16 protein-coding genes, 1 tRNA gene and 2 pseudogenes are annotated in these 17,560 nt (G+C 64.8%); 8 read left to right on the top strand and 11 right to left on the bottom strand.

What is annotated here, in order from left to right:
• Positions 1-29: 29 nt before the first annotated feature.
• Positions 30-965 carry a chemotaxis protein CheV gene (locus LOY51_RS08980; protein ID WP_110993554.1) on the bottom strand — a complete coding sequence of 312 codons (936 nt, stop codon included), beginning with the start codon at positions 963-965 and terminating at the stop codon, positions 30-32.
• A gap of 352 nt (positions 966-1,317) precedes the next feature.
• Here LOY51_RS08980 and LOY51_RS08975 point away from each other — a divergent pair, with 352 nt between their 5' ends.
• The 3 genes from LOY51_RS08975 (at position 1,318) to LOY51_RS08965 (ending at position 3,740) form a co-directional block, all read left to right on the top strand.
• Complete coding sequence (locus tag LOY51_RS08975) at positions 1,318-1,797, top strand: histidine kinase (protein ID WP_374046945.1); 480 nt, start codon at positions 1,318-1,320, stop codon at positions 1,795-1,797.
• A 397-nt stretch (positions 1,798-2,194) separates the two neighbouring features.
• Positions 2,195-3,091, top strand: a complete 897-nt coding sequence (locus tag LOY51_RS08970; RefSeq protein ID WP_125466165.1) for a sensor histidine kinase — start codon at positions 2,195-2,197, stop codon at positions 3,089-3,091.
• Positions 3,081-3,740: a response regulator gene (locus LOY51_RS08965; RefSeq protein WP_258645768.1), complete on the top strand. Its 660-nt coding sequence runs from the start codon at positions 3,081-3,083 to the stop codon at positions 3,738-3,740. The genes LOY51_RS08970 and LOY51_RS08965 overlap by 11 nt, the downstream gene beginning before the upstream one ends.
• Here LOY51_RS08965 and yegS read toward each other — a convergent pair.
• Complete coding sequence (gene yegS, locus LOY51_RS08960; protein WP_125857991.1) at positions 3,724-4,617, bottom strand: lipid kinase YegS; 894 nt, start codon at positions 4,615-4,617, stop codon at positions 3,724-3,726. The genes LOY51_RS08965 and yegS overlap by 17 nt on opposite strands.
• Positions 4,618-4,957: 340 nt before the next feature.
• Between yegS and LOY51_RS08955 the strand changes: the two are divergent.
• Positions 4,958-5,077 (top strand): annotated as a pseudogene (locus LOY51_RS08955) (hypothetical protein); the annotation flags it as partial.
• A gap of 64 nt (positions 5,078-5,141) precedes the next feature.
• Positions 5,142-6,377, top strand: a complete 1,236-nt coding sequence (locus LOY51_RS08950) for a glycosyltransferase family 4 protein (RefSeq protein ID WP_125463357.1) — start codon at positions 5,142-5,144, stop codon at positions 6,375-6,377.
• On the opposite strand, the gene LOY51_RS08945 is transcribed toward LOY51_RS08950, so the two are convergent.
• Both LOY51_RS08945 and moaB read right to left on the bottom strand, forming a co-directional pair.
• Entirely contained in the window at positions 6,366-7,553 is a 1,188-nt protein-coding gene (locus LOY51_RS08945; protein WP_189654563.1) for a molybdopterin molybdotransferase MoeA, read from the bottom strand. The genes LOY51_RS08950 and LOY51_RS08945 overlap by 12 nt on opposite strands.
• Before the next feature lie 22 nt (positions 7,554-7,575).
• Positions 7,576-8,115, bottom strand: a complete 540-nt coding sequence (moaB, locus tag LOY51_RS08940) for a molybdenum cofactor biosynthesis protein B (RefSeq protein ID WP_125463355.1) — start codon at positions 8,113-8,115, stop codon at positions 7,576-7,578.
• Between the two features lie 180 nt (positions 8,116-8,295).
• Here moaB and LOY51_RS08935 point away from each other — a divergent pair, with 180 nt between their 5' ends.
• On the top strand, positions 8,296-8,517 hold the full coding sequence (locus tag LOY51_RS08935; RefSeq protein WP_110993561.1) for a YgdI/YgdR family lipoprotein: 222 nt from the start codon (positions 8,296-8,298) through the stop codon (positions 8,515-8,517).
• An 82-nt stretch (positions 8,518-8,599) separates the two neighbouring features.
• A tRNA-Pro gene (locus LOY51_RS08930) sits at positions 8,600-8,676 on the top strand.
• Between the two features lie 124 nt (positions 8,677-8,800).
• Here LOY51_RS08930 and mqo read toward each other — a convergent pair.
• The 4 genes and pseudogenes from mqo to LOY51_RS08915 form a co-directional block, all read right to left on the bottom strand.
• On the bottom strand, positions 8,801-10,384 hold the full coding sequence (gene mqo / locus LOY51_RS08925) for a malate dehydrogenase (quinone) (protein ID WP_258645765.1): 1,584 nt from the start codon (positions 10,382-10,384) through the stop codon (positions 8,801-8,803).
• A 167-nt stretch (positions 10,385-10,551) separates the two neighbouring features.
• Positions 10,552-11,256 carry a methyl-accepting chemotaxis protein gene (locus LOY51_RS27085; protein WP_374045882.1) on the bottom strand — a complete coding sequence of 235 codons (705 nt, stop codon included), beginning with the start codon at positions 11,254-11,256 and terminating at the stop codon, positions 10,552-10,554.
• 228 nt (positions 11,257-11,484) lie between these two features.
• Positions 11,485-11,595: pseudogene (locus LOY51_RS27080) on the bottom strand (hypothetical protein); the annotation flags it as partial.
• Between the two features lie 764 nt (positions 11,596-12,359).
• Complete coding sequence (locus LOY51_RS08915) at positions 12,360-14,123, bottom strand: ABC transporter transmembrane domain-containing protein (RefSeq protein WP_258645762.1); 1,764 nt, start codon at positions 14,121-14,123, stop codon at positions 12,360-12,362.
• A gap of 268 nt (positions 14,124-14,391) precedes the next feature.
• Here LOY51_RS08915 and LOY51_RS08910 point away from each other — a divergent pair, with 268 nt between their 5' ends.
• The gene (locus LOY51_RS08910) at positions 14,392-14,565 is read left to right on the top strand and encodes a PA1571 family protein (RefSeq protein ID WP_167409823.1); all 174 of its coding nucleotides are present in this window, start codon (positions 14,392-14,394) and stop codon (positions 14,563-14,565) included.
• A 58-nt stretch (positions 14,566-14,623) separates the two neighbouring features.
• Here the strand turns inward: LOY51_RS08910 and pdxB are convergent, their stop codons facing one another.
• The 3 genes from pdxB to rlmM form a co-directional block, all read right to left on the bottom strand.
• Positions 14,624-15,766: a 4-phosphoerythronate dehydrogenase PdxB gene (pdxB, locus tag LOY51_RS08905; RefSeq protein WP_258645759.1), complete on the bottom strand. Its 1,143-nt coding sequence runs from the start codon at positions 15,764-15,766 to the stop codon at positions 14,624-14,626.
• Positions 15,767-15,813: 47 nt separating this feature from the next.
• Entirely contained in the window at positions 15,814-16,056 is a 243-nt protein-coding gene (tusA, locus tag LOY51_RS08900; RefSeq protein ID WP_110993565.1) for a sulfurtransferase TusA, read from the bottom strand.
• A 230-nt stretch (positions 16,057-16,286) separates the two neighbouring features.
• Positions 16,287-17,351: a 23S rRNA (cytidine(2498)-2'-O)-methyltransferase RlmM gene (gene rlmM, locus LOY51_RS08895; RefSeq protein WP_258645756.1), complete on the bottom strand. Its 1,065-nt coding sequence runs from the start codon at positions 17,349-17,351 to the stop codon at positions 16,287-16,289.
• Between the last annotated feature and the right edge of the window lie 209 nt (positions 17,352-17,560).

The following is a 17,560-nucleotide window of genomic DNA, read 5'->3' as shown; positions in this document are numbered from 1 at the left end:
GCTTATACCGGACACAGGTGTACCAGGTATCAGGCCGACGCGGTATCCATGCTCAGGCGCTGACGGACCACATCCACCAGGCGGTCGGGCTGGAACTTGGAGAGGAAGTTGTCGCAACCGACCTTCTTCACCATCGACTCGTTGAAGCTGCCCGACAGTGAGGTGTGCAGCACCACGTAAAGGCCGCGCAGGCGCGGGTCGTTGCGAATCTCGGTGGTCAGCCGGTAGCCGTCCATCTCAGGCATTTCCGCATCGGTGAAGATCATCAGCAGCTTCTCGCAGACATCCTCCCCGGCATCGGCCCAGCCTTTGAGCAGACGCAGCGCCTTCAGGCCATCACTGGCCACGTGCAGTTTCACGCCCAACTGCGACAAGGTATCGCGCAACTGCGCCAGGGCCACGCTGGAGTCATCCACCAGCAGCACTTCACGGCCACGGGCGCGGGCCAGCACCGGGTCTTCGAGCTTGTCACGGGATACCTTGGCACTGTAGGGCACGATCTCGGCCAGCACCTTCTCCACGTCGATGATTTCCACCAACTGCTCTTCGACCTTGGTGATCGCCGTCAGATAGTGCTGGCGACCGGCGCTGGTCGGCGGCGGCATGATGGCCTCCCAGTTCATGTTGACGATCCGGTCGACGCCCCCCACCAGGAAGGCCTGCACCGAACGGTTGTACTCGGTGACGATGATGGTGCTGCCTGGCCCCGGTTGCAGTGGCCGCATGCCGATCGCCTGGGACAGGTCGATCACCGGCAGCGTCTGTCCACGCAGGTTGACCACGCCACAGACGAATGAATGGCGCTGCGGCATCAGCGTCAGCTTGGGCAGCTGCAGTACCTCCTGCACCTTGAACACGTTGATGGCGAACAGTTGCCGGCCAGCCAGACGGAACATGAGGATTTCCAGGCGGTTCTCACCTACCAGTTGCGTACGTTGGTCTACCGTGTCGAGAATGCCGGCCATTTGGACAACCCCCTGGCTTGTGTCGGGAAAATTGATTGCATCCGCCGATGTATCGGCGGGTATTCGCGCAGCTTGACCCCGAACGGAAAAAGCCGGGGCCAGAGATTGATATCACTTTACCATCATGCTTTACTGCCGCCACGCCCTACCGCAGGACACCCCACAACGAAGCATTCGCCCCTATCTTCATCAGGGAAACCCCTACCCGCAATCGGGTGCAACCTGATGTTCGCAATATCCTTTAGCCATTAATGTGACGCCATTCTCAATGCATGAATGGAGTCAGGCTTTTGCTCGCAATCGTCCAGGTATGGCCCACCCCTGCTCTAGCCCTGCGCGCTGGAGTGACATGATGGATATCGCACCACTGCCCAGCAGCGTCCTGCAGGGTTTCCTGCTGGATGCGCAGACCCTGCTGAGCAAGGCACAGGAATGCCTGCAGCACCTCGAACTGATCGGCAACGACCCCGACGCCTGCCACTGCCTTGACGAAAGCCTTGACCTGCTGGCACTGCGCGCCGACACCCTTGGCCTGCTTGAAGTGGCGCATTACACCCGCACCCTGCAACAGCTGCTCGCCCCTGCCTGCAGGCAACGACACTTGCAGGGCAAGACATTGCCGGCGCTGGCAGCCTGCCTGACCCTTCTGGCGTGGCAATTGGAGCTGGTCGACCCGCTCACCGGCCGCCTGAGCCTGGACAGCGAAGAGCAAAATATGCTGCTGAACGAACTGGCCAGTGCACTTGGGCAGCCGTGCGTGCCCGGCCTGGGCACCGACGCCAACTGCGCATCGGCGCATGCCGGGCAGGCAAGTACCGGCCTGCAATGTTAAAACCGCCACGATCGGCAACTAACAGGCTGCTCTTGCGTTGCAACTAGGCGAGACGATCGTCCAACTTGCAAAGTTGCACAAGTTGCGTAAAACCTGCACATCAGGGTTTGCCTTAGTTGCACTTACCCCCATGCTCCCGCGCAGCGGCCGTGGCACTGTGCCAGCCTGCGGAGCGCACAGATACTCCGCGATAGCCCGTGAATTCTGAGCTTTCAAGCAGTTGCACCCCCGCGACCAAAGCAAACCGAAGTGTTAACATGCGTGCACTCGAACGCGTGCTCCGTCGTTACCGGGCTTTTGCATTCGTGCCCGATGTTTACTTGAAAACGGGACGCCAAACTTCTGGCCAAACCTGTGTACTGCCTCCAACAGCAATAATTTATTGGCCTCCCTCCCTATGTTCCCAGGCTTGACGTTTTTCCAGCGCTGCCGCTCTAGCATCGCCCTGCTGCGTTGGGCAACCGCGTTGTTGTGCCTGGCCTCACTGGCAGCCAACCTGCTTTTCTACTGGCGAGCGCAACCATTGCCCGGCGGCCTGCTGCTGCTCCAGGTACTGGCGATGCTCGGCGTTGCCTGGCAGCTGCGCCACGGCGCGCACTCGATCAGCCTGCGCCCGGCGGAGCTTGCCGACCGCATGCTCAAAGTGCAGGAGAGCGAGCGCCAGCACCTGAGCCGAGAACTGCACGACGATATCGGCCAGTTATTGACCGCTGCCAAATTGCAGCTCGACTGGCTGCAACGCCGGGTCCCCGAGCAGCTGCAGGCCCAGTGCACGACCCTGCGCAGCACCCTGGACCATACCTTGAGCAATGTTCGCGATCTGTCCGCCATCCTCAACCCGCGGCAACTGGCCAGCCTGGGCCTTGAGGCCAGCCTGCGCGCGCACCTGCAGAGCACCTTGCAGAGCAGCGACCTGCACTGGAGCCTGGACTGCCACCAGCGCCTGGGCGGCATCAGCGAAGAAGTATCCATGGCGGCTTTCCGCATTACCCAGGAAGCGGTCACCAACGTGCTGCGTCATGCCAACGCCCGCAACCTGCTGATTCGCCTGCAACGCACGCCGCCAGGCCTTGCCCTGTCGATTCAGGACGATGGCTGTGGCTTCGTGCCCGCCCTAGCCCCGGCCGAGGCTGGTCAACGCGGCATGGCTGGCATGCAGGAGCGGGCCACCGCCCTGCAAGGCAGCTTGACCGTCAACAGCCAACCCGGCCAAGGCTGCCAGATCGAAGCCCTGTTCCCGTGGCCGCCACGCAGCCAGGAACGTGCCAGGACCTCCCCCCATCATGACGTGTAGATTGCTGCTGGTAGACGACCATTCGCTGATTCGCGCCGGCGTGCGCGCGCTGGTATCGGACCTGCCCGACTACCAGGTGGTCGGCGAAGTCGAGGATGGCGGCCAGTTGCTGGAGCAGGTCCTGCGCCTGGCGCCGGACATTATCCTGCTGGACATATCCATGCGTTCGACCAGCGGCCTGGACGCGCTTGCGCAGCTACGCGCAAACGGTTGCGCTTGCAAGGTGCTGATGCTGTCCATGCACACCGACCCCGACCTGATCATGCGCGCCCTGGAAAGCGGCGCCCATGGCTACCTGCTCAAGGACACCAGCGCCACCGAGCTGGAACAGGCCCTCACCGCACTGCGCAACAACGAGCGTTACCTGAGCCCGGCCATCGCCCATACCGTGATCAACCAGGCGCTGCTGCGCGCGCAGAGCGGCAAGCCACCCAGCGAAGAGCGCCACAACCTGACCGCTCGCCAGTTGGAGATCCTGCGCCTGATCGTACGTGGCAAATCAACCCGTGAAATCGCCAATGGCCTGGGCTTGTCGATCAAGACCGTGGAAACCCATCGTTCGCAAATCATGAAACGCCTGCAAATCTACGACGTGGCAGGCCTGGTGCTGTTCGCCGTGCGCGAAAAGATCATCAGCCTGGACGACTGAGCAACGGCGAATCCGCCGGCAGGTGCACGCAAAGCGCCCGGGGCACGGCCTCGAAGCGCAGGCTGTCGGCCTGCAGCGGCTCGCCGTCGAGGTTGATGTCCAGGCCTTGGGCGCTCTTGATCTCCACCCATGGCAGCCGCGCCCGCACGAACAGTTCCTCCCCCGCCAGCAGTCCGCGCAAAGCCCCCACCATTTCCTGCGGCGCCGGCAGGATGCCGATGTCCAGCAGGCCATCGTCGGCCTTGGCGTCCGGACAGAGCACGTGCCCGCCACCGGCCTGGCGCCCGTTGCCGATGCCCAGCGCCAGCAGCTCGCCCTGCCACTCGAAACCCGGCCCATGCAACGTGACCGATGCGGCCTGCAACTCACTGAAGCGCGACAGGCCGGTGAACAGGTACGCCGCCGCCCCCAGCACTTTCTTGAGGTCTTCCGAGGTGCTGGCCGTGACCTGGCTGCCAAAGCCGCCGGTTGCCATGTTGAGGAACAGCTGGTCGCCCACCTGCCCCAGGTCGATCGGCTGCGCCGGCATGTCCAGCAGCGCAAGTGCCGCCGCCGGCTCCAACGGCACCCCGGCGGCCCTGGCGAAGTCATTGGCCGTCCCAAGGGGTAGCAACGCCAGGCTTGGCCGAGTGTTGGCGGCCCCCTGTGCCAAAGCCTCGGCCACGTCACGCAAGGTGCCATCACCACCACCTGCCACCACCAGCGGATAGCCTGCAGCCTGCGCCTCCTCGACCAGGCGCCGGGCGTCGCCAGCCTCCCAGGTGAGGCGCACATCCAGCTGCCAGCCGCGCTCACGCAGTTGGCCCACGGCCTCGCGCACCTCGTCGTTGGTCGCCTGCTTGCCATGCAGGATCAGCAGTGCCTTGCGCTCATTCATCGTTGTTCTCCATGGAAAAGCCCTACCGCAATCTCGACCACCATCAACCTGAAATTGCTCCCTGAGCTAAGCGATTAAAGCTGACTTCATACAATTGACATTGAAAGCCTGAGGCTTCAGGCGCATCATTCGACAAATATTTGGCCATCAATGACGACAAAGCTCACGAAAGTCATTTTATTGACTTTTGCCGCCAGATGCCTGACAGGTCGTATTTCCGTTCACTGCGCTGTCCCCAGCGCCCTGAGTAGAGGCTATGACGATGATCCCTCTGCCCCCTTTATCATCGCTGGCGGTGCTGGCGACCGATCATGGCCGGTTTCCCGCGAAACCATGCCCAAGCCCGGGCGTCATCGACCTGGTGATGATCGAGGTGCAGAGCGGCGCGTACCTGGGCGAGGACGGCATCGTACGCTTTACTGATATCCATGGACGCGCCCCGGCAGCCGCCATCGGTTGACTGCCAGCGGGCGCGTCTTGGCTTCCAGGGCCGACACCCGGCCATGCAACGAGGAATCGGGCTCATGCGCATACTCTGGACCCTGCCCTACCTGCCCTGGCCCACCACCAGCGGCAGCAAGACCCGGCAATATCATCTGTTGCGCCAACTGGCGCAGCGTGGTCACCGGATCACCTTGCTGGTGCAATCCAAGGTGCCGCTGGGCGATGCGGCGCTTGAAGCCCTTGAGCCCTTGCTCGAACGCCTGATCGTGCTGCCCCGCCGGCCCTTGCACAGCCCGCTGAACCTGCTGGCCTCACCGATCATCGACTACCCCATGCGGGCGATCGTCAATGGCCTGGCACCCTGCCTGCGGCATCGCTTCGAGCAGTTGCTTGACGAACCCTGGGATGTCATCCAGATCGAGCACAGCTACAGCTTCCAGCCCTTCGAGAAGGCCCTGCAGGCCCGTGGCCTGCCCTTCATGCTCAGCGAACACACCCTTGAATCGGTGATGGGCGGCGCCTGCCATGACCGCCTGCCACTGTGGCTGCGCCCCTTCAATGCCTTCGACCGCTGGCGCTATCGCCGCTGGGAGCAGCGCGTGCTGCGTCAACCCAGCGAAGTGGTGGCGGTCAGCAACCATGATGCCGAGCTGATCGAGCAGATCAGCGGGCGAGCAGTCAATGTGGTGGTCAATGGCGTCGACTGCGACTACTTCGAGGCTGTCCGGCCGTGCCCCCACAGCCAGCGCCTGCTGTTCGTCGGCAACTTCGAGTACGGGGCCAACCTCGAAGCCATCGAGTGGGCCCTGGAAGAAATCCTGCCACAGGTGTGGATGAGCAACCCGGCGGTACGCCTGGCCATTGCCGGGCATGCGCTGCCGGCCAGCTGGAAACTGCATTGGAACGACCCGCGCATCGAGTGGCTCGGCTACCGCCCCGACCTGCGCGAAATACAACGGCGCTCGGCGCTGTTCTTCGCACCGCTGCGCTATGCCGGTGGCTCGAAGGTGAAAATCCTCGAAGCGATGGCCGCGGGCCTGCCGGTGATCAGCACCGGCAAGGGCGTTTCGGGCCTGGCGGCCAACAATGGCGAGCACTATCTGGGCAGCGACGACAGCGGCCAACTGGCCTTGTTGATCACCCAACTGCTCAACCAGCCCTGGCGCATGGCCCAACTGGGTGAAGCCGGCCGCCAGTTCGCCCGCCAGCGCCACGACTGGAGTGTCGCGGCGCAACAGCTGGAGAACGTGCACATGCGCCTGACCCAACTGGCCCCCGCAGGCGAATCGCCCAGCGGAGAGGTGCTAGCCGAGTAGCTCGCTGAAGGGAATGAACGGCACCAGCTCGCCCTGGCGCGGCATGCTGCCCTCACGCACCTCCACTACTCCCTCGGCCCAGGCAGCGCTGCGCAGCACCCCGGAGCTCTGGTTCTTGTAGATGCGTACCTGGCCATCTTCGATGCGCGCCCTCAGGTATTCCCGACGATTGCCCGGCTTGGGCCAGTCGAAACCCGCCGGCACGCTGAAGCGCAGCGGTGCGACATCGGCCACGCCCTGACGACGCAGCAGGTATGGGCGGGCCAGCAGGCCGAACGTGACCAGGGTCGATGCGGGGTTACCCGGCAGGCCTATGACCGGTACACCCTGGTAGTGACCGAAGGTCAGGGGCTTGCCCGGCTTGATCGCCAGCTTCCACAACGCCAGTTCACCGGCTTCGCGCAGGGCCAGGCCAAGGTAGTCGGCCTCACCCACCGACACGCCGCCAGTGGACAGGATCAGGTCGACATTGCCCAGCCCGGCCAGGCATTGGCGAGTGCGCTCAAGGTCATCGGCCAGAATGCCGGCATCCACCACTTCACAACCCAGGCGCTGCAACCAGCTGACCAGCAGGCGCCGGTTGCTGTTGTAGATCTGCCCCGGGCCCAGCGGCAAGCCGGGCTCAACCAGTTCATCGCCGGTGGACAGCACCGCCACCCGGGGCCGGCGCACCACGTCGAGGCGCGCAAAACCCAGGGTGGCCGCCAGGCCGAGCTGGATCGGCCCCAGGCGTGTGCCGGCGCTCATTACCTGCTCGCCGGCACGGGTTTCCTGACCTTTGGGGCGCACGTTCTGGTCGACGGCCAGTGGCTCGAGGAAACGCACCCGGCCATCCTCCAGCACTTCGGCGTTTTCCTGCATCTCGACGCAATCGGCCCCTTCCGGCAATGGCGCACCGGTGAAGATACGCGCACAGGTGCCCGGCTGCAGAGGCTGCGGCGCGTGGCCGGCAAAAATGCGCTGGCTCACCGGCAGCGCCTCGCCCTGCCAATCAGCCAGGCGCAGCGCATAGCCATCCATGGCACTGTTGGGCCAGGGCGGCAGGTCGAGCCCGGCTACAAGCTCACGCGCCAGCACGCGGCCTTCGGCATCGGCCAGCGCCACCTCTTCGGTGTCACCGATCGGCGCGGCCTCGGCCAGCGCCAGCAGGCGCTCGAGGGCTTCTTCCACCGGCATCAATGGCCGGACAGTCGCGGCCTCAACCACGGCTGTCACAGGCCGCCGCCTGCTTCAGGTGAGGGACGAAGTTGCAGGGGCGGTGGCGGGCGTCGAGCTGTTCGGCGAGGATGCCATCCCAACCGGTGCGCACGGCATTGGTCGAACCCGGCAGGCAGCACACCAGGGTGCCATTGGCCAGGCCCGCCAAGGCCCGGGACTGCACGGTCGAGGTGCCGATATCGGCCACCGAGATCTGCCGGAACAGTTCGCCGAAACCCTCGACCTGCTTGTCCAGCAGGCAGGCCACGGCTTCCGGGGTGCTGTCACGGCCGGTGAAACCGGTACCGCCGGTGATCAACACCACCTGCACCTGGTCATCGGCGATCCAGGTCGCGACCTGGGCGCGGATCTTGTACAGGTCATCCTTGAGCAGCACCCGGGCGGCGAGCTGATGGCCGGCCGCCGTGAGGCGATCGACGAACAGCTGGCCGGAGGTGTCGGTCTCGAAGGTACGGGTGTCGCTGACCGTCAGTACAGCGATGTTCAACGGCACGAAGGGGGTATCTGCCTTGGCTTTCATGGGGGTCCGTCGCAGGGAAACTGGGATGTGCGCTGTTATATCACAGGCCGGCCGAGCGCTGCCCCGCCGTTGCTGCCGGTCAATGCCCCGGCCTGGGCGCTATGCTGCACTGGACAAGGAACTTGCGTGGACGCCCTGCGTCATAACGTCATCAAGCACACTCGAACCAGGAGAAACACGATGATCCAACGGACCCTTCCCGCTTTCCTGCTTGCCCTGGGCCTGGGCGCTCTCGCCGGCTGCGCCTCGCCAGCCGTCATCACCCTGAACGACGGCCGTGAGATCCAGGCGGTGGATACCCCGAGCTATGACGAAGACTCCGGCTTCTACGAATTCGAACAGCTTGACGGCAAGCGCACGCGCATCAACAAAGACCAGATCCGCACGGTCAAAGAGCTGTGATCCAGCCACTGCTTTTCGGCGCAACTCCTTTTTGCAACAAGGGGTTGCGTTGAAAAAAACGATGCAGTAGCATTTTGGCCATCGGAGTGTAGCGCAGCCAGGTAGCGCGTCTCGTTCGGGACGAGAAGGCCGCAGGTTCGAATCCTGTCTCTCCGACCAAATCCCCGAAAAGCCCGCCAAGTGCGGGCTTTTTTGTGCCCGAAACGCATCGCGGGGCAAGCCCGCTCCCACGTTGCCGCAAATCCTCGGCAGTGTGGGAGCGGGCTTGCCCCGCGATTGGCGATTATCGAGCCGACACCGCCGTCTCCGGCATTACCGGCACATGCAGCAGCTGCAACCGTGCACTGCTCCATTCGCGGGTCTTGTTGGTCAGCGCCACATCGTTGTTCAGCTTCTGCCCGTAGGTTGGCACTATCGCTTTCAACTTGGCCTGCCATTCAGGGCTCTTGATGCGGTCCTTGAAGGTCTTCTCCAGCACCGTCAGCATGATAGGCGCGGCGGTCGACGCGCCGGGCGAAGCACCCAGCAGCGCGGCGATGCTGCCGTCCTCGGCCGCCACCACCTCGGTGCCGAACTGCAGGATACCGCCGTGCACAGGGTCCTTCTTGATCACCTGCACCCGCTGGCCCGCCTGCAGCAGCTTCCAGTCCTCGTTCCTGGCATTGGGGAAATACTCGCGCAGGGCCGCCATGCGGTCATCGAAGCTGAGCATCAGCTGGCCCATCAGGTAGGTGCTCAGGTCGATGTTGTCGATACCGGCATGCAGCATGGGGCTGACGTTGTGACTGGTCAGCGAAGCGAACATGTCCAACAGCGAGCCGTGTTTCAGGTACTTGGTGGAGAAGGTCGCGAACGGGCCGAACAGCAGGACCTGCTTGCCATCGATCATCCGGGTGTCGAGGTGCGGCACCGACATCGGTGGCGCACCGACCGACGCCTTGCCGTACAGCTTGGCCTGGTGCCGGGCGACGGTGTCGGGGTTGTCGGTCATCAGGAACTGGCCGCCCACCGGGAAGCCGGCATAGCCGTCGGCCTCCGGGATGCCGGATTTCTGCAGCAGCTTGAGCGCACCGCCGCCGGCACCGATGAACACGAACTTGGCCTTGACGCTGGTCTGCGCGCCGCCGTTGGCCAGGTCGGCCACCACCACGTTCCAGCTGCCGTCTTCATTGCGCACGATGTCGCGCACTTCATGGCTCAGGTGCAGCTGCACATTGGGGTTGCGGGTCATCGAGGCGAACAGCTGGCGGGTGATCTCGCCGAAGTTCACGTCGGTACCGATGGCCATGCGCGTGGCCGCGACTTTCTGCCCCGGGTCGCGCCCTTCCATTACCAGCGGTGCCCATTGGCGGATCTGCTCGCGGTCTTCGGAGATCTGCATGCCGCGGAACAGCGAGCTGTGCTGCAGCGCCGCCACGCGCTTGTGCAGGAACGCGATGTTCTCCTCACCCCAGACGAAGCTCATGTGCGGCACATTGTTGATGAACGAAGGTGGGTTGCTCAGCACGCCCTGCTCGACCTGATAGGCCCAGAACTGCTTGGACACCTCGAACTGCTCATTGACGTTGACCGCCTTGCTGATGTCGATGCTGCCGTCCTTGCCCTCGCTGGTGTAGTTCAGCTCGCAGAAGGCCGAGTGGCCGGTACCGGCGTTGTTCCAGGCGTTGGAGCTCTCCTCGGCGACCTGGTCCATGCGCTCGTAGACGTCGACCTTCCAGCCCGGCTCAAGCTCGGTGAGGTAGGTCCCCAGGCTGGCGCTCATGATGCCGCCGCCGATCAGCAGGACATCGACGGTCTTTTGTGGCTCCGCAGGCTTGGAGCAACCGATGACGCTCAGGCACAGGAGCGTCAGCAGGATTTTCTTCATTGGATCTATCCGGTTGTTATGTAAGCGCGGCCTCGATAGCGAAGAGCGTGCCAACCGGTTGCAAGCCAATGTTCATGGGGGGGCGACATCAGGTCGCATGGCGACAAACCGCCACGGATAGGGGGAAGATCCCGCCCGGATGGCGGATTTCCCCCGCGATGTCAGCTTCAGGCGGTCAGGCGCGAGGTGACCTCACCCAACTGCCCCGACAAGCCATGCAAACGCTGCCCGGCCTGCTCGGTATGCTGCACCGCCTGCTGGTTGGCCGTGGCGATGCGGGTGATCTCGATCAGGTTGCGCGAGATATCTTCGGCAACGCTGGTCTGCTCCTCGGCCGCCGTGGCGATCTGCCGGTTCATGTCGCGGATCGCCTCCACCGCCAGGGTGATGCGCTGCAGCATCTGCCCGGCCTGCTGCACCTGTTCGGCGCCCTCTTCACTGCGCTGCTGGCCACTCTCGATGGCCTTGACCGCCTCTACCGCGCCCGACTGCACCGCTTCGATGATCTGGTGGATTTCAGCGATCGACGCCGCCGTGCGCTGGGCCAGGCTGCGCACCTCGTCCGCCACTACCGCAAAGCCACGCCCGGCCTCGCCGGCACGTGCCGCCTCGATGGCGGCGTTGAGCGCCAGCAGGTTGGTCTGCTCGGCAATGCCGCGGATCACCTCGAGCACCTTGCCGATGCGCGTGCTGTCGTTCTCCAGATGGCGAATCACCGCAGCCGTGCCGGCGATCTCGCGGTTGACCAGGCCAATGATATCGATGGTCTGCTGCATCACCTGCTCGCCGGCCTGGGCGCTGTGGTCGGCGTCGTCCGCCGCGCGGGCCGCCTCGGCGGCATGGCGCGCCACCTCCTGGGCGGTGGCGGACATCTCGTGCATGGCGGTGGCGACCTGGTCGGTGCGCTGGAACTGGTCATGGGTGCCGCTGGCCATGTCGCCGGCGATGTTGCGCAGCTGGCCGCTGGCGCTTTCCAGCTCTTCGGCATTGTCCTTGAGGCGGCCGACGGTGTCGGCGAGAAAATCGCGCAGGGTATTGGCGGCCCGCGCCAGGCGCCCCAGCTCGTCCTCGCGACGGCTGTCGACCCGCGCGCCGAAGCGGCCCTGGCTGAGCTGGGCGACATAGTCGATCAACTGGCGAATCGGCTCGACCAGGCTGCGGTTGATCAGCCACAGGCTCAGCAGCCCGACCAGCACGGCCGAAGCCAGCATCACCAGTACGCCGAGCCATACGGTGCGCTCGGCGTCAGCATTGATTTCGGCCGCACGGCCACGGGCATCACCGCGCAACTGCTCGACCAGCGCGCTCATCTGGTCGCTGGTGGCGCGGTCCACCCCCTTGACCGCCACATCGCCGGCCACCGGGTCACCGCCGGCCGCAATCAAGGCCTGGCGGCCCTGCTGGTAAGCCACACCCAACTGCCGGTGGCTGGCCTTGAGCTGTTCCAGGCGCGCCTTGAGTGCCGGATCGCTGCTTTCGATCAGTTGCCCGAGCAGGGTCTGAACCTGCTGCTCACGGGCCTGGAACTGCTGCCAGTACTTGTCCAGCTCGGCCGGCTGGCGGCCGCGCAGCAGCACGTTCTTCCACTCCTGCACCTGGATCTTGAACTGCAGGTTGGCTTCATCGATCAACTGCGAGGCCTGCAAGGGCCCGTCCACCAGCTGGGCATAGCCGCGCACGCTGGACGACAGGAACTGGAAGCACACCAGGGCGATCAGCAACATCGCCGCCAGGCTGCCGCCGAGCAGGGTGAGAATTTGCACTCTGAGGGATTTACGCAACATCGTGGATCTCGGAACAAGGAGGTAAGGAAGCGGACACGACAGCGCCGCCGACTAAAGACATCCTTGTCCTCGTTCGCAGGCCAAAAAAAAGCTGCCATCGATCGATAGCAGCCAGGTCGAGCACATACGCAACAGCTGAGCCAGATACTCTCAGGCAATTGCTACAGAAATGTTACAAACTCGCGACAGCCTCAGCCATTGTTGAACTGCAGCGCCGCCAGGCGCGCATAGAGCGGGCTCTCTTCCACCAGTTGGCGGTGCGTGCCCACCGCGACCAAACGCCCCTGGTCGATCACCGCGATGCGGTCGGCATGCTGCACCGTGGCCAGGCGGTGGGCGATCACCAGCGTGGTGCGCCCGGCCATCAGTTGCGGCAACGCTTGCTGGATCAGGTGCTCACTCTGCGCATCGAGGGCGCTGGTGGCCTCGTCCAGCAGCAGGATCGGCGCATCCACCAGCAGCGCCCGGGCAATCGCCAGGCGCTGGCGCTGGCCGCCGGACAAACCGATGCCGCCCTCCCCCAACAGCGTCTGGTAACCCTGCGGCAACTGGGCGATGAATTCGTGGGCATGGGCGCTGCGCGCCGCTGCCTCGACCTCGGCCTGGCTGGCCTCGGGGCGGCCATAACGGATGTTGGCCTCGACCGTGCCGCGGAACAACGCCGGTTGCTGGGCCACCAGGGCGAACTGACGACGCAGCTCGGCCACCTCCAGGCCGGTGATCGGCTGGCCATCGAGCAGGATGCTGCCGCCCTGGGGGTCGTAGAAGCGCAGCAACAGGTCGAACAGGGTCGACTTGCCGGCACCCGACGGCCCGACCAATGCGACCGTCTGGCCGGGCTGCACCTGCAGGTTCAGGCCATCGACGGCAGGCACCGCCGGGCGCGACGGGTAGGCGAAGCGCACCTCGCGCAGCTCGATGGCACCACTGGCGCGCCCGCCTGCCAGGCTGACGGCCTGGCGTGGCGCCAGGATCGCACTCTGCGCCGCCAGCAGCTCGGCAATACGCTCGGCAGCACCCGCGGCCCGCTGCAGTTCGCCGATCACCTCGCTCAGGGTGCCGAAGGCACTGCCGACGATCAGGCTGTAGAACACGAAGGCCGCCAGCTCGCCGCCGGAGATGCGCCCGGCGATCACATCCATGCCACCCACCCAGAGCATCACCCCCACTGCTCCCAGCACCAGCACGATCACCAGGGTGATCAGCCAGGCACGCTGAGCGATACGCCGTCGCGCCACGCCGAACGCCGCTTCCACGGTCTCGGCAAACAGCGCGCGGTCACGGGCTTCGTGGTTGTAGGCCTGCACGGTCTTGATCTGCCCGAGGCTCTCGGCGACGTAGCTGCCGACATCGGCGACCCGGTCCTGGCTTTGCCGCGACAGGCTGCGCACCCGCCGGCCGAACAACAGGATCGGCGCCAGCACCAGCGGCAAGGCCAGCACCACGATGCTGGTGAGCTTGGGGTTGGTGACGAACAGCAGAATCACCCCACCCACCACCATCAGGGCATTGCGCAGGAACATCGACAGGGACGAGCCGATCACCGACTGCAGCAAGGTGGTGTCGGCGGTCAGCCGCGACTGGATCTCCGAGCTGCGGTTGTCCTCGAAGAACCCTGGGTGCAGCCCCAGCAGATGATCGAACACCGCACGACGGATGTCGGCGACGCAGCGTTCACCGATCCACGACACCAGGTAGAAGCGGGCGAAAGTCCCCACGGCCAGGGCCAGCACCAGCAGCAGGAACAGGCCGATGGTCTGGTTGAGCTGGTGCATCGAACCCGTCATGAAGCCCTGGTCCACCAGCAGGCGAATGCCCTGCCCCATGGACAGGGTGATGCCGGCAGTGACCACCAGCGCGAGCAGGGCCAGCAGGGCCTGGCGGCGGTATGGGCGCAGAAACTGCCAGCCCAGGTGCAGGGCACGACGTTGGCGTGAAGAGATCGATTCAGGCATGGCGGGCATGTTCGGCAGGAAGATGGGCCAAGCCTACCACTGGTCCACCTGGCAGGAACTGCTCCACCCGCAGGGGCATCACATCAGAGGTATCGGACGGCGTGGGCTGAAAAAGCCTTATGCCCTGCCTATGACCTTTCGTTCTAAGGTGCCGCTGGAGCTTTGCCACGCTTTCTGTTGGACTGGGCCTGTCATGCCCCGCCCGTTGTCACAGGCCAGTCATGGCAAAGCGGTACGTTTGAGCTTGAACCTGAAGAGGAGACAGGACATGAGCTTGCAGCACGGCAACGAGACGCCCAAGACCCCGAAACACCCGCAACCTCAAGTTTGCGGTTCGATCATCGATGGCCAGGGCCGTGAGATCCCGATCACCGAGCAGATGATCCAGAAAGCCTGCAAGGACCTGGAAGAAAGCCGGGTCAAGAAAGTCGGCAAAGACTAAAACAAGAATTCCTTCGAACCCGGCGCCTGCGCCGGGTTTTTATTTGCAGGTCAAACTGTCAAACCGGCACCGCGCCCAACGCACTCACCACCTGCGCCAGCTGCGGCGCCTCACCTCGTAGACGCACCGCCAACCCCTCGATCTCGCGCCGCACCGGATACTGCTTGCGCAGCAGGTCGAAGGCCGCACGCTGCTCGGCCGGGTCGTCGCTCAGGCTGCGACGGAAATCGGCATCGTCGCGGCGCGGGTCGTACACCGCCCGGCACAGGGTGGCCAGCGCCCAGGCCGGCTCGGCGCCAGCATCCAGCTCGATCTGCGCCAGCGCCGGGGCTGGCAGCAGGTCCGCCAGCCGTACCTGCTCGGGTTCACCCTGCACGCGGCAGAACGCCTGGTAGATCTGTGCCGTGCCGCGCTGCTTGCCGTCCAGGCTGTAGCCGGCGATATGCGGGGTGGCCAGGGTGCACAGGTCGGCCAGTTGCAGGTCCACCTGCGGCTCGCCTTCCCACACGTCGAGCACCGCATGCAGGTCTTCGCGATCCAGCAGCAGCTCACGCAGCGCGGCATTGTCCACCACCGGGCCACGGCTGGCATTGATCAGCCAGGCGCCGGGGCGCAGGCGCGCCAGATGCGCTTCATCGAGCAGGTGCCAGGTCGGGTGTTCGCCCCCGCGCTGCAGCGGTGTGTGCAGGCTGATCACGTCGCACTGCTCGACGATGGTCGCAAGGTCGACGAAGTCGCCCCCCTCGCTGGCCTGGCGCAGCGGGTCGCACACCAGCACTTTCCAGCCCAGGCCATGCAGCACGCGCACCAGACGCCCGCCGACTTCGCCGGCACCGACCACGCCATAGACCCGCTTGCCCAGCTCGACACCCTCGAGCTCGGCCAGGGTCAGCAGGCTGCCCAGCACATAATCGACCACGCCACGGGCGTTGCAACCTGGGGCGCTGCTCCAGTGGATGCCAGCTTCAGCAAAGTAGTCGAGGGCGAGGTGATCGGTTCCGATGGTGCAGGTGCCCACAAAGCGCACCTTGCTGCCTTCGAGCAGTTGCCGGTCGACGCGGGTCACCGAGCGCACCAGCAGCACGTCGGCGTCCTTCACGCAGGCGGCATCGATGGCCCGGCCGGGGTAGCGGCGGATCTCGCCGAAACCGGCAAAGAAGGCATCGAGCAGCGGGATGTTTTCGTCGGCAACTATCAGCATGGCGCTCTCCTGTCAGGGGAGCGCAGTGTAGCCTGATCGCGCCGGCCTCAGTCGGCCTTCTTGCGGATCCAGTACAGGTAGGTGCCGGCCTCTTCCTGCTGGCCTACCAGTTCGTGGCCGAGGAAGTTGCAGAACTTGGGGATGTCGCGGCGGGTCGAGGGGTCGGTGGCGATCACCTTGAGCAGGCCGCCGGCGGCCAGGTTGCGCACGTGCTGGTGCAACATCATCACTGGCTCCGGGCAGTTCAGGCCGGTGGCGTCGAGGATGGCGTCGGGGGTGAAATCGGTCATGAAAGGCTCCGCGAAATGATCGTCATTGTGGCGCATCCGTCGAGGTGCTCCAAGGGGCTGGCAAGCCGACTCCCGCACACTGAACTGCACGCCCGCTGTAGGAGCGGCCTTGTGTCGCGAAAGGGCTGCAAGGCAGCCCCGGCGATTTCTGCTTTCACGCTGAAATCCTGGGGCCGCGCAGCGGCCCTTTCGCGACACAAGGCCGCTCCTACAGTACCGTGCACGCCCGTTCAACGCGGTTTCAGGTCCAGCCGGCGCAGGTGGCAGGTCACTTCCTCGCGGTCGTGGTACAGCTGCTTGCAGGCGATCGACACCTTGACCTTGCGCGCCTTGAAGCCTTCCTCGATGCGGTCGAGCAACTTGCGCACCTCGGCGTGACGCTGCTTCATCGGCAGCTTGAGGTTGACCACCGCCTCGCGGCACAGCCCCTCGCCCAGCCAGGTCTCGATCAGTGACGCAGTGCGCGCCGGCTTCTCGACGATGTCGCAGACCATCCAGTCCACGGTCTGTTTCGGCTTCCAGGTAAAGCCGTCGGCCATCAGGTGCGTGACCAGCCCGGTGTCCATCAGGCTCTCGGCCATCGGGCCGTTGTCGATGGCGGTGACCAGCATGCCGCGCTTGACCAGCTGGTAGGTCCAGCCACCGGGCGCAGCGCCCAGATCGACACCGGTCATGTCGTCGTTCAGGCGCTGGTCCCACTGCTCGCGCGGGATGAACTGGTGCCAGGCTTCTTCCAGCTTGAGGGTCGAACGGCTGGGCGCTTCCCGTGGGAACTTCAGGCGCGGAATGCCCATTGGCCACAGTGCCTGGTTACCCGCTTCGGCCTGGCCCAGGAATACCCGTCGGCCACTGATGAAGGTCAACAGCAGGCGCGGACGCTGCGCGTCGTCGACCAGCCGCCCGGCCTTCTCCAGTGCCTTGCGCAGCGGCACTTCGAACTTGCGGCAGAAGGTCGAAAGCTCCTTGCCGTCGTTGGTGTCGAGCACCTCCAGCCAGAGGCTGCCGAACACCGGCAGCTCGGCCAGGTGCTCGAGCAGCACGCTGATGCGGTCGGTCTCGGGCAACTCGATGTAGCTGCCGCGCGCCCACTGGCGCGGGAAGATCAGCTGGTCGAAACGCATTTCACGCATCAGCCGCGCGGCACCGTCAGGCTCGCTGCAGACGAATTCGGCGCAGGCGCTGTTTGGCTTGCCTTTGGCATAGCCGGCCACGCCCAGGTAGGCGGCGTGTTCGCTGATTTCGGCGCAGACCTCGCCCTCGAAGCCGGGCCGGCAATGCATGAACAGGGTATTCATCTCTAACTCCACATCACTGGCGCAGGCGGCGCCAGCCTTGACCCGACGCAACACAAGGTGCGGCCGGGCGGCGAATGATAAAGGAAGATCGGAACCCGCGACACGCCCCACCGGTCCAGAAAAGGGTCAGGCCCGCTAAACGGGTCTAACCTGACTGTTCAGCCAGGTCCGTGCCGTGCGGACCGATTCACAGCGGTGACACTGGCGAT

Origin of the sequence: Pseudomonas sichuanensis, from assembly GCF_024749065.1 — a bacterium.
GTDB classification, from domain to species: domain Bacteria; phylum Pseudomonadota; class Gammaproteobacteria; order Pseudomonadales; family Pseudomonadaceae; genus Aquipseudomonas; species Aquipseudomonas sichuanensis.
The sequence above is the reverse complement of the archived record's forward strand: the minus strand, read 5'-3'. Positions and strand labels throughout refer to the sequence as shown.

Excerpts from the sequence above, each read along its gene's own strand:
- LOY51_RS08980 (WP_110993554.1), bottom strand. The coding sequence starts at position 965 with ATGGCCGGCATTCTCGACACGGTAGACCAACGTACGCAACTGGTAGGT.
- LOY51_RS08975 (WP_374046945.1), top strand. The coding sequence starts at position 1,318 with ATGGATATCGCACCACTGCCCAGCAGCGTCCTGCAGGGTTTCCTGCTG.
- LOY51_RS08970 (WP_125466165.1), top strand. The coding sequence starts at position 2,195 with ATGTTCCCAGGCTTGACGTTTTTCCAGCGCTGCCGCTCTAGCATCGCC.
- LOY51_RS08965 (WP_258645768.1), top strand. The coding sequence starts at position 3,081 with ATGACGTGTAGATTGCTGCTGGTAGACGACCATTCGCTGATTCGCGCC.
- yegS (WP_125857991.1), bottom strand. The coding sequence starts at position 4,617 with ATGAATGAGCGCAAGGCACTGCTGATCCTGCATGGCAAGCAGGCGACC.
- LOY51_RS08950 (WP_125463357.1), top strand. The coding sequence starts at position 5,142 with ATGCGCATACTCTGGACCCTGCCCTACCTGCCCTGGCCCACCACCAGC.
- LOY51_RS08945 (WP_189654563.1), bottom strand. The coding sequence starts at position 7,553 with ATGCCGGTGGAAGAAGCCCTCGAGCGCCTGCTGGCGCTGGCCGAGGCC.
- moaB (WP_125463355.1), bottom strand. The coding sequence starts at position 8,115 with ATGAAAGCCAAGGCAGATACCCCCTTCGTGCCGTTGAACATCGCTGTA.
- LOY51_RS08935 (WP_110993561.1), top strand. The coding sequence starts at position 8,296 with ATGATCCAACGGACCCTTCCCGCTTTCCTGCTTGCCCTGGGCCTGGGC.
- mqo (WP_258645765.1), bottom strand. The coding sequence starts at position 10,384 with ATGAAGAAAATCCTGCTGACGCTCCTGTGCCTGAGCGTCATCGGTTGC.
- LOY51_RS27085 (WP_374045882.1), bottom strand. The coding sequence starts at position 11,256 with ATGTCCGCCACCGCCCAGGAGGTGGCGCGCCATGCCGCCGAGGCGGCC.
- LOY51_RS08915 (WP_258645762.1), bottom strand. The coding sequence starts at position 14,123 with ATGCCTGAATCGATCTCTTCACGCCAACGTCGTGCCCTGCACCTGGGC.
- LOY51_RS08910 (WP_167409823.1), top strand. The coding sequence starts at position 14,392 with ATGAGCTTGCAGCACGGCAACGAGACGCCCAAGACCCCGAAACACCCG.
- pdxB (WP_258645759.1), bottom strand. The coding sequence starts at position 15,766 with ATGCTGATAGTTGCCGACGAAAACATCCCGCTGCTCGATGCCTTCTTT.
- tusA (WP_110993565.1), bottom strand. The coding sequence starts at position 16,056 with ATGACCGATTTCACCCCCGACGCCATCCTCGACGCCACCGGCCTGAAC.
- rlmM (WP_258645756.1), bottom strand. The coding sequence starts at position 17,351 with ATGAATACCCTGTTCATGCATTGCCGGCCCGGCTTCGAGGGCGAGGTC.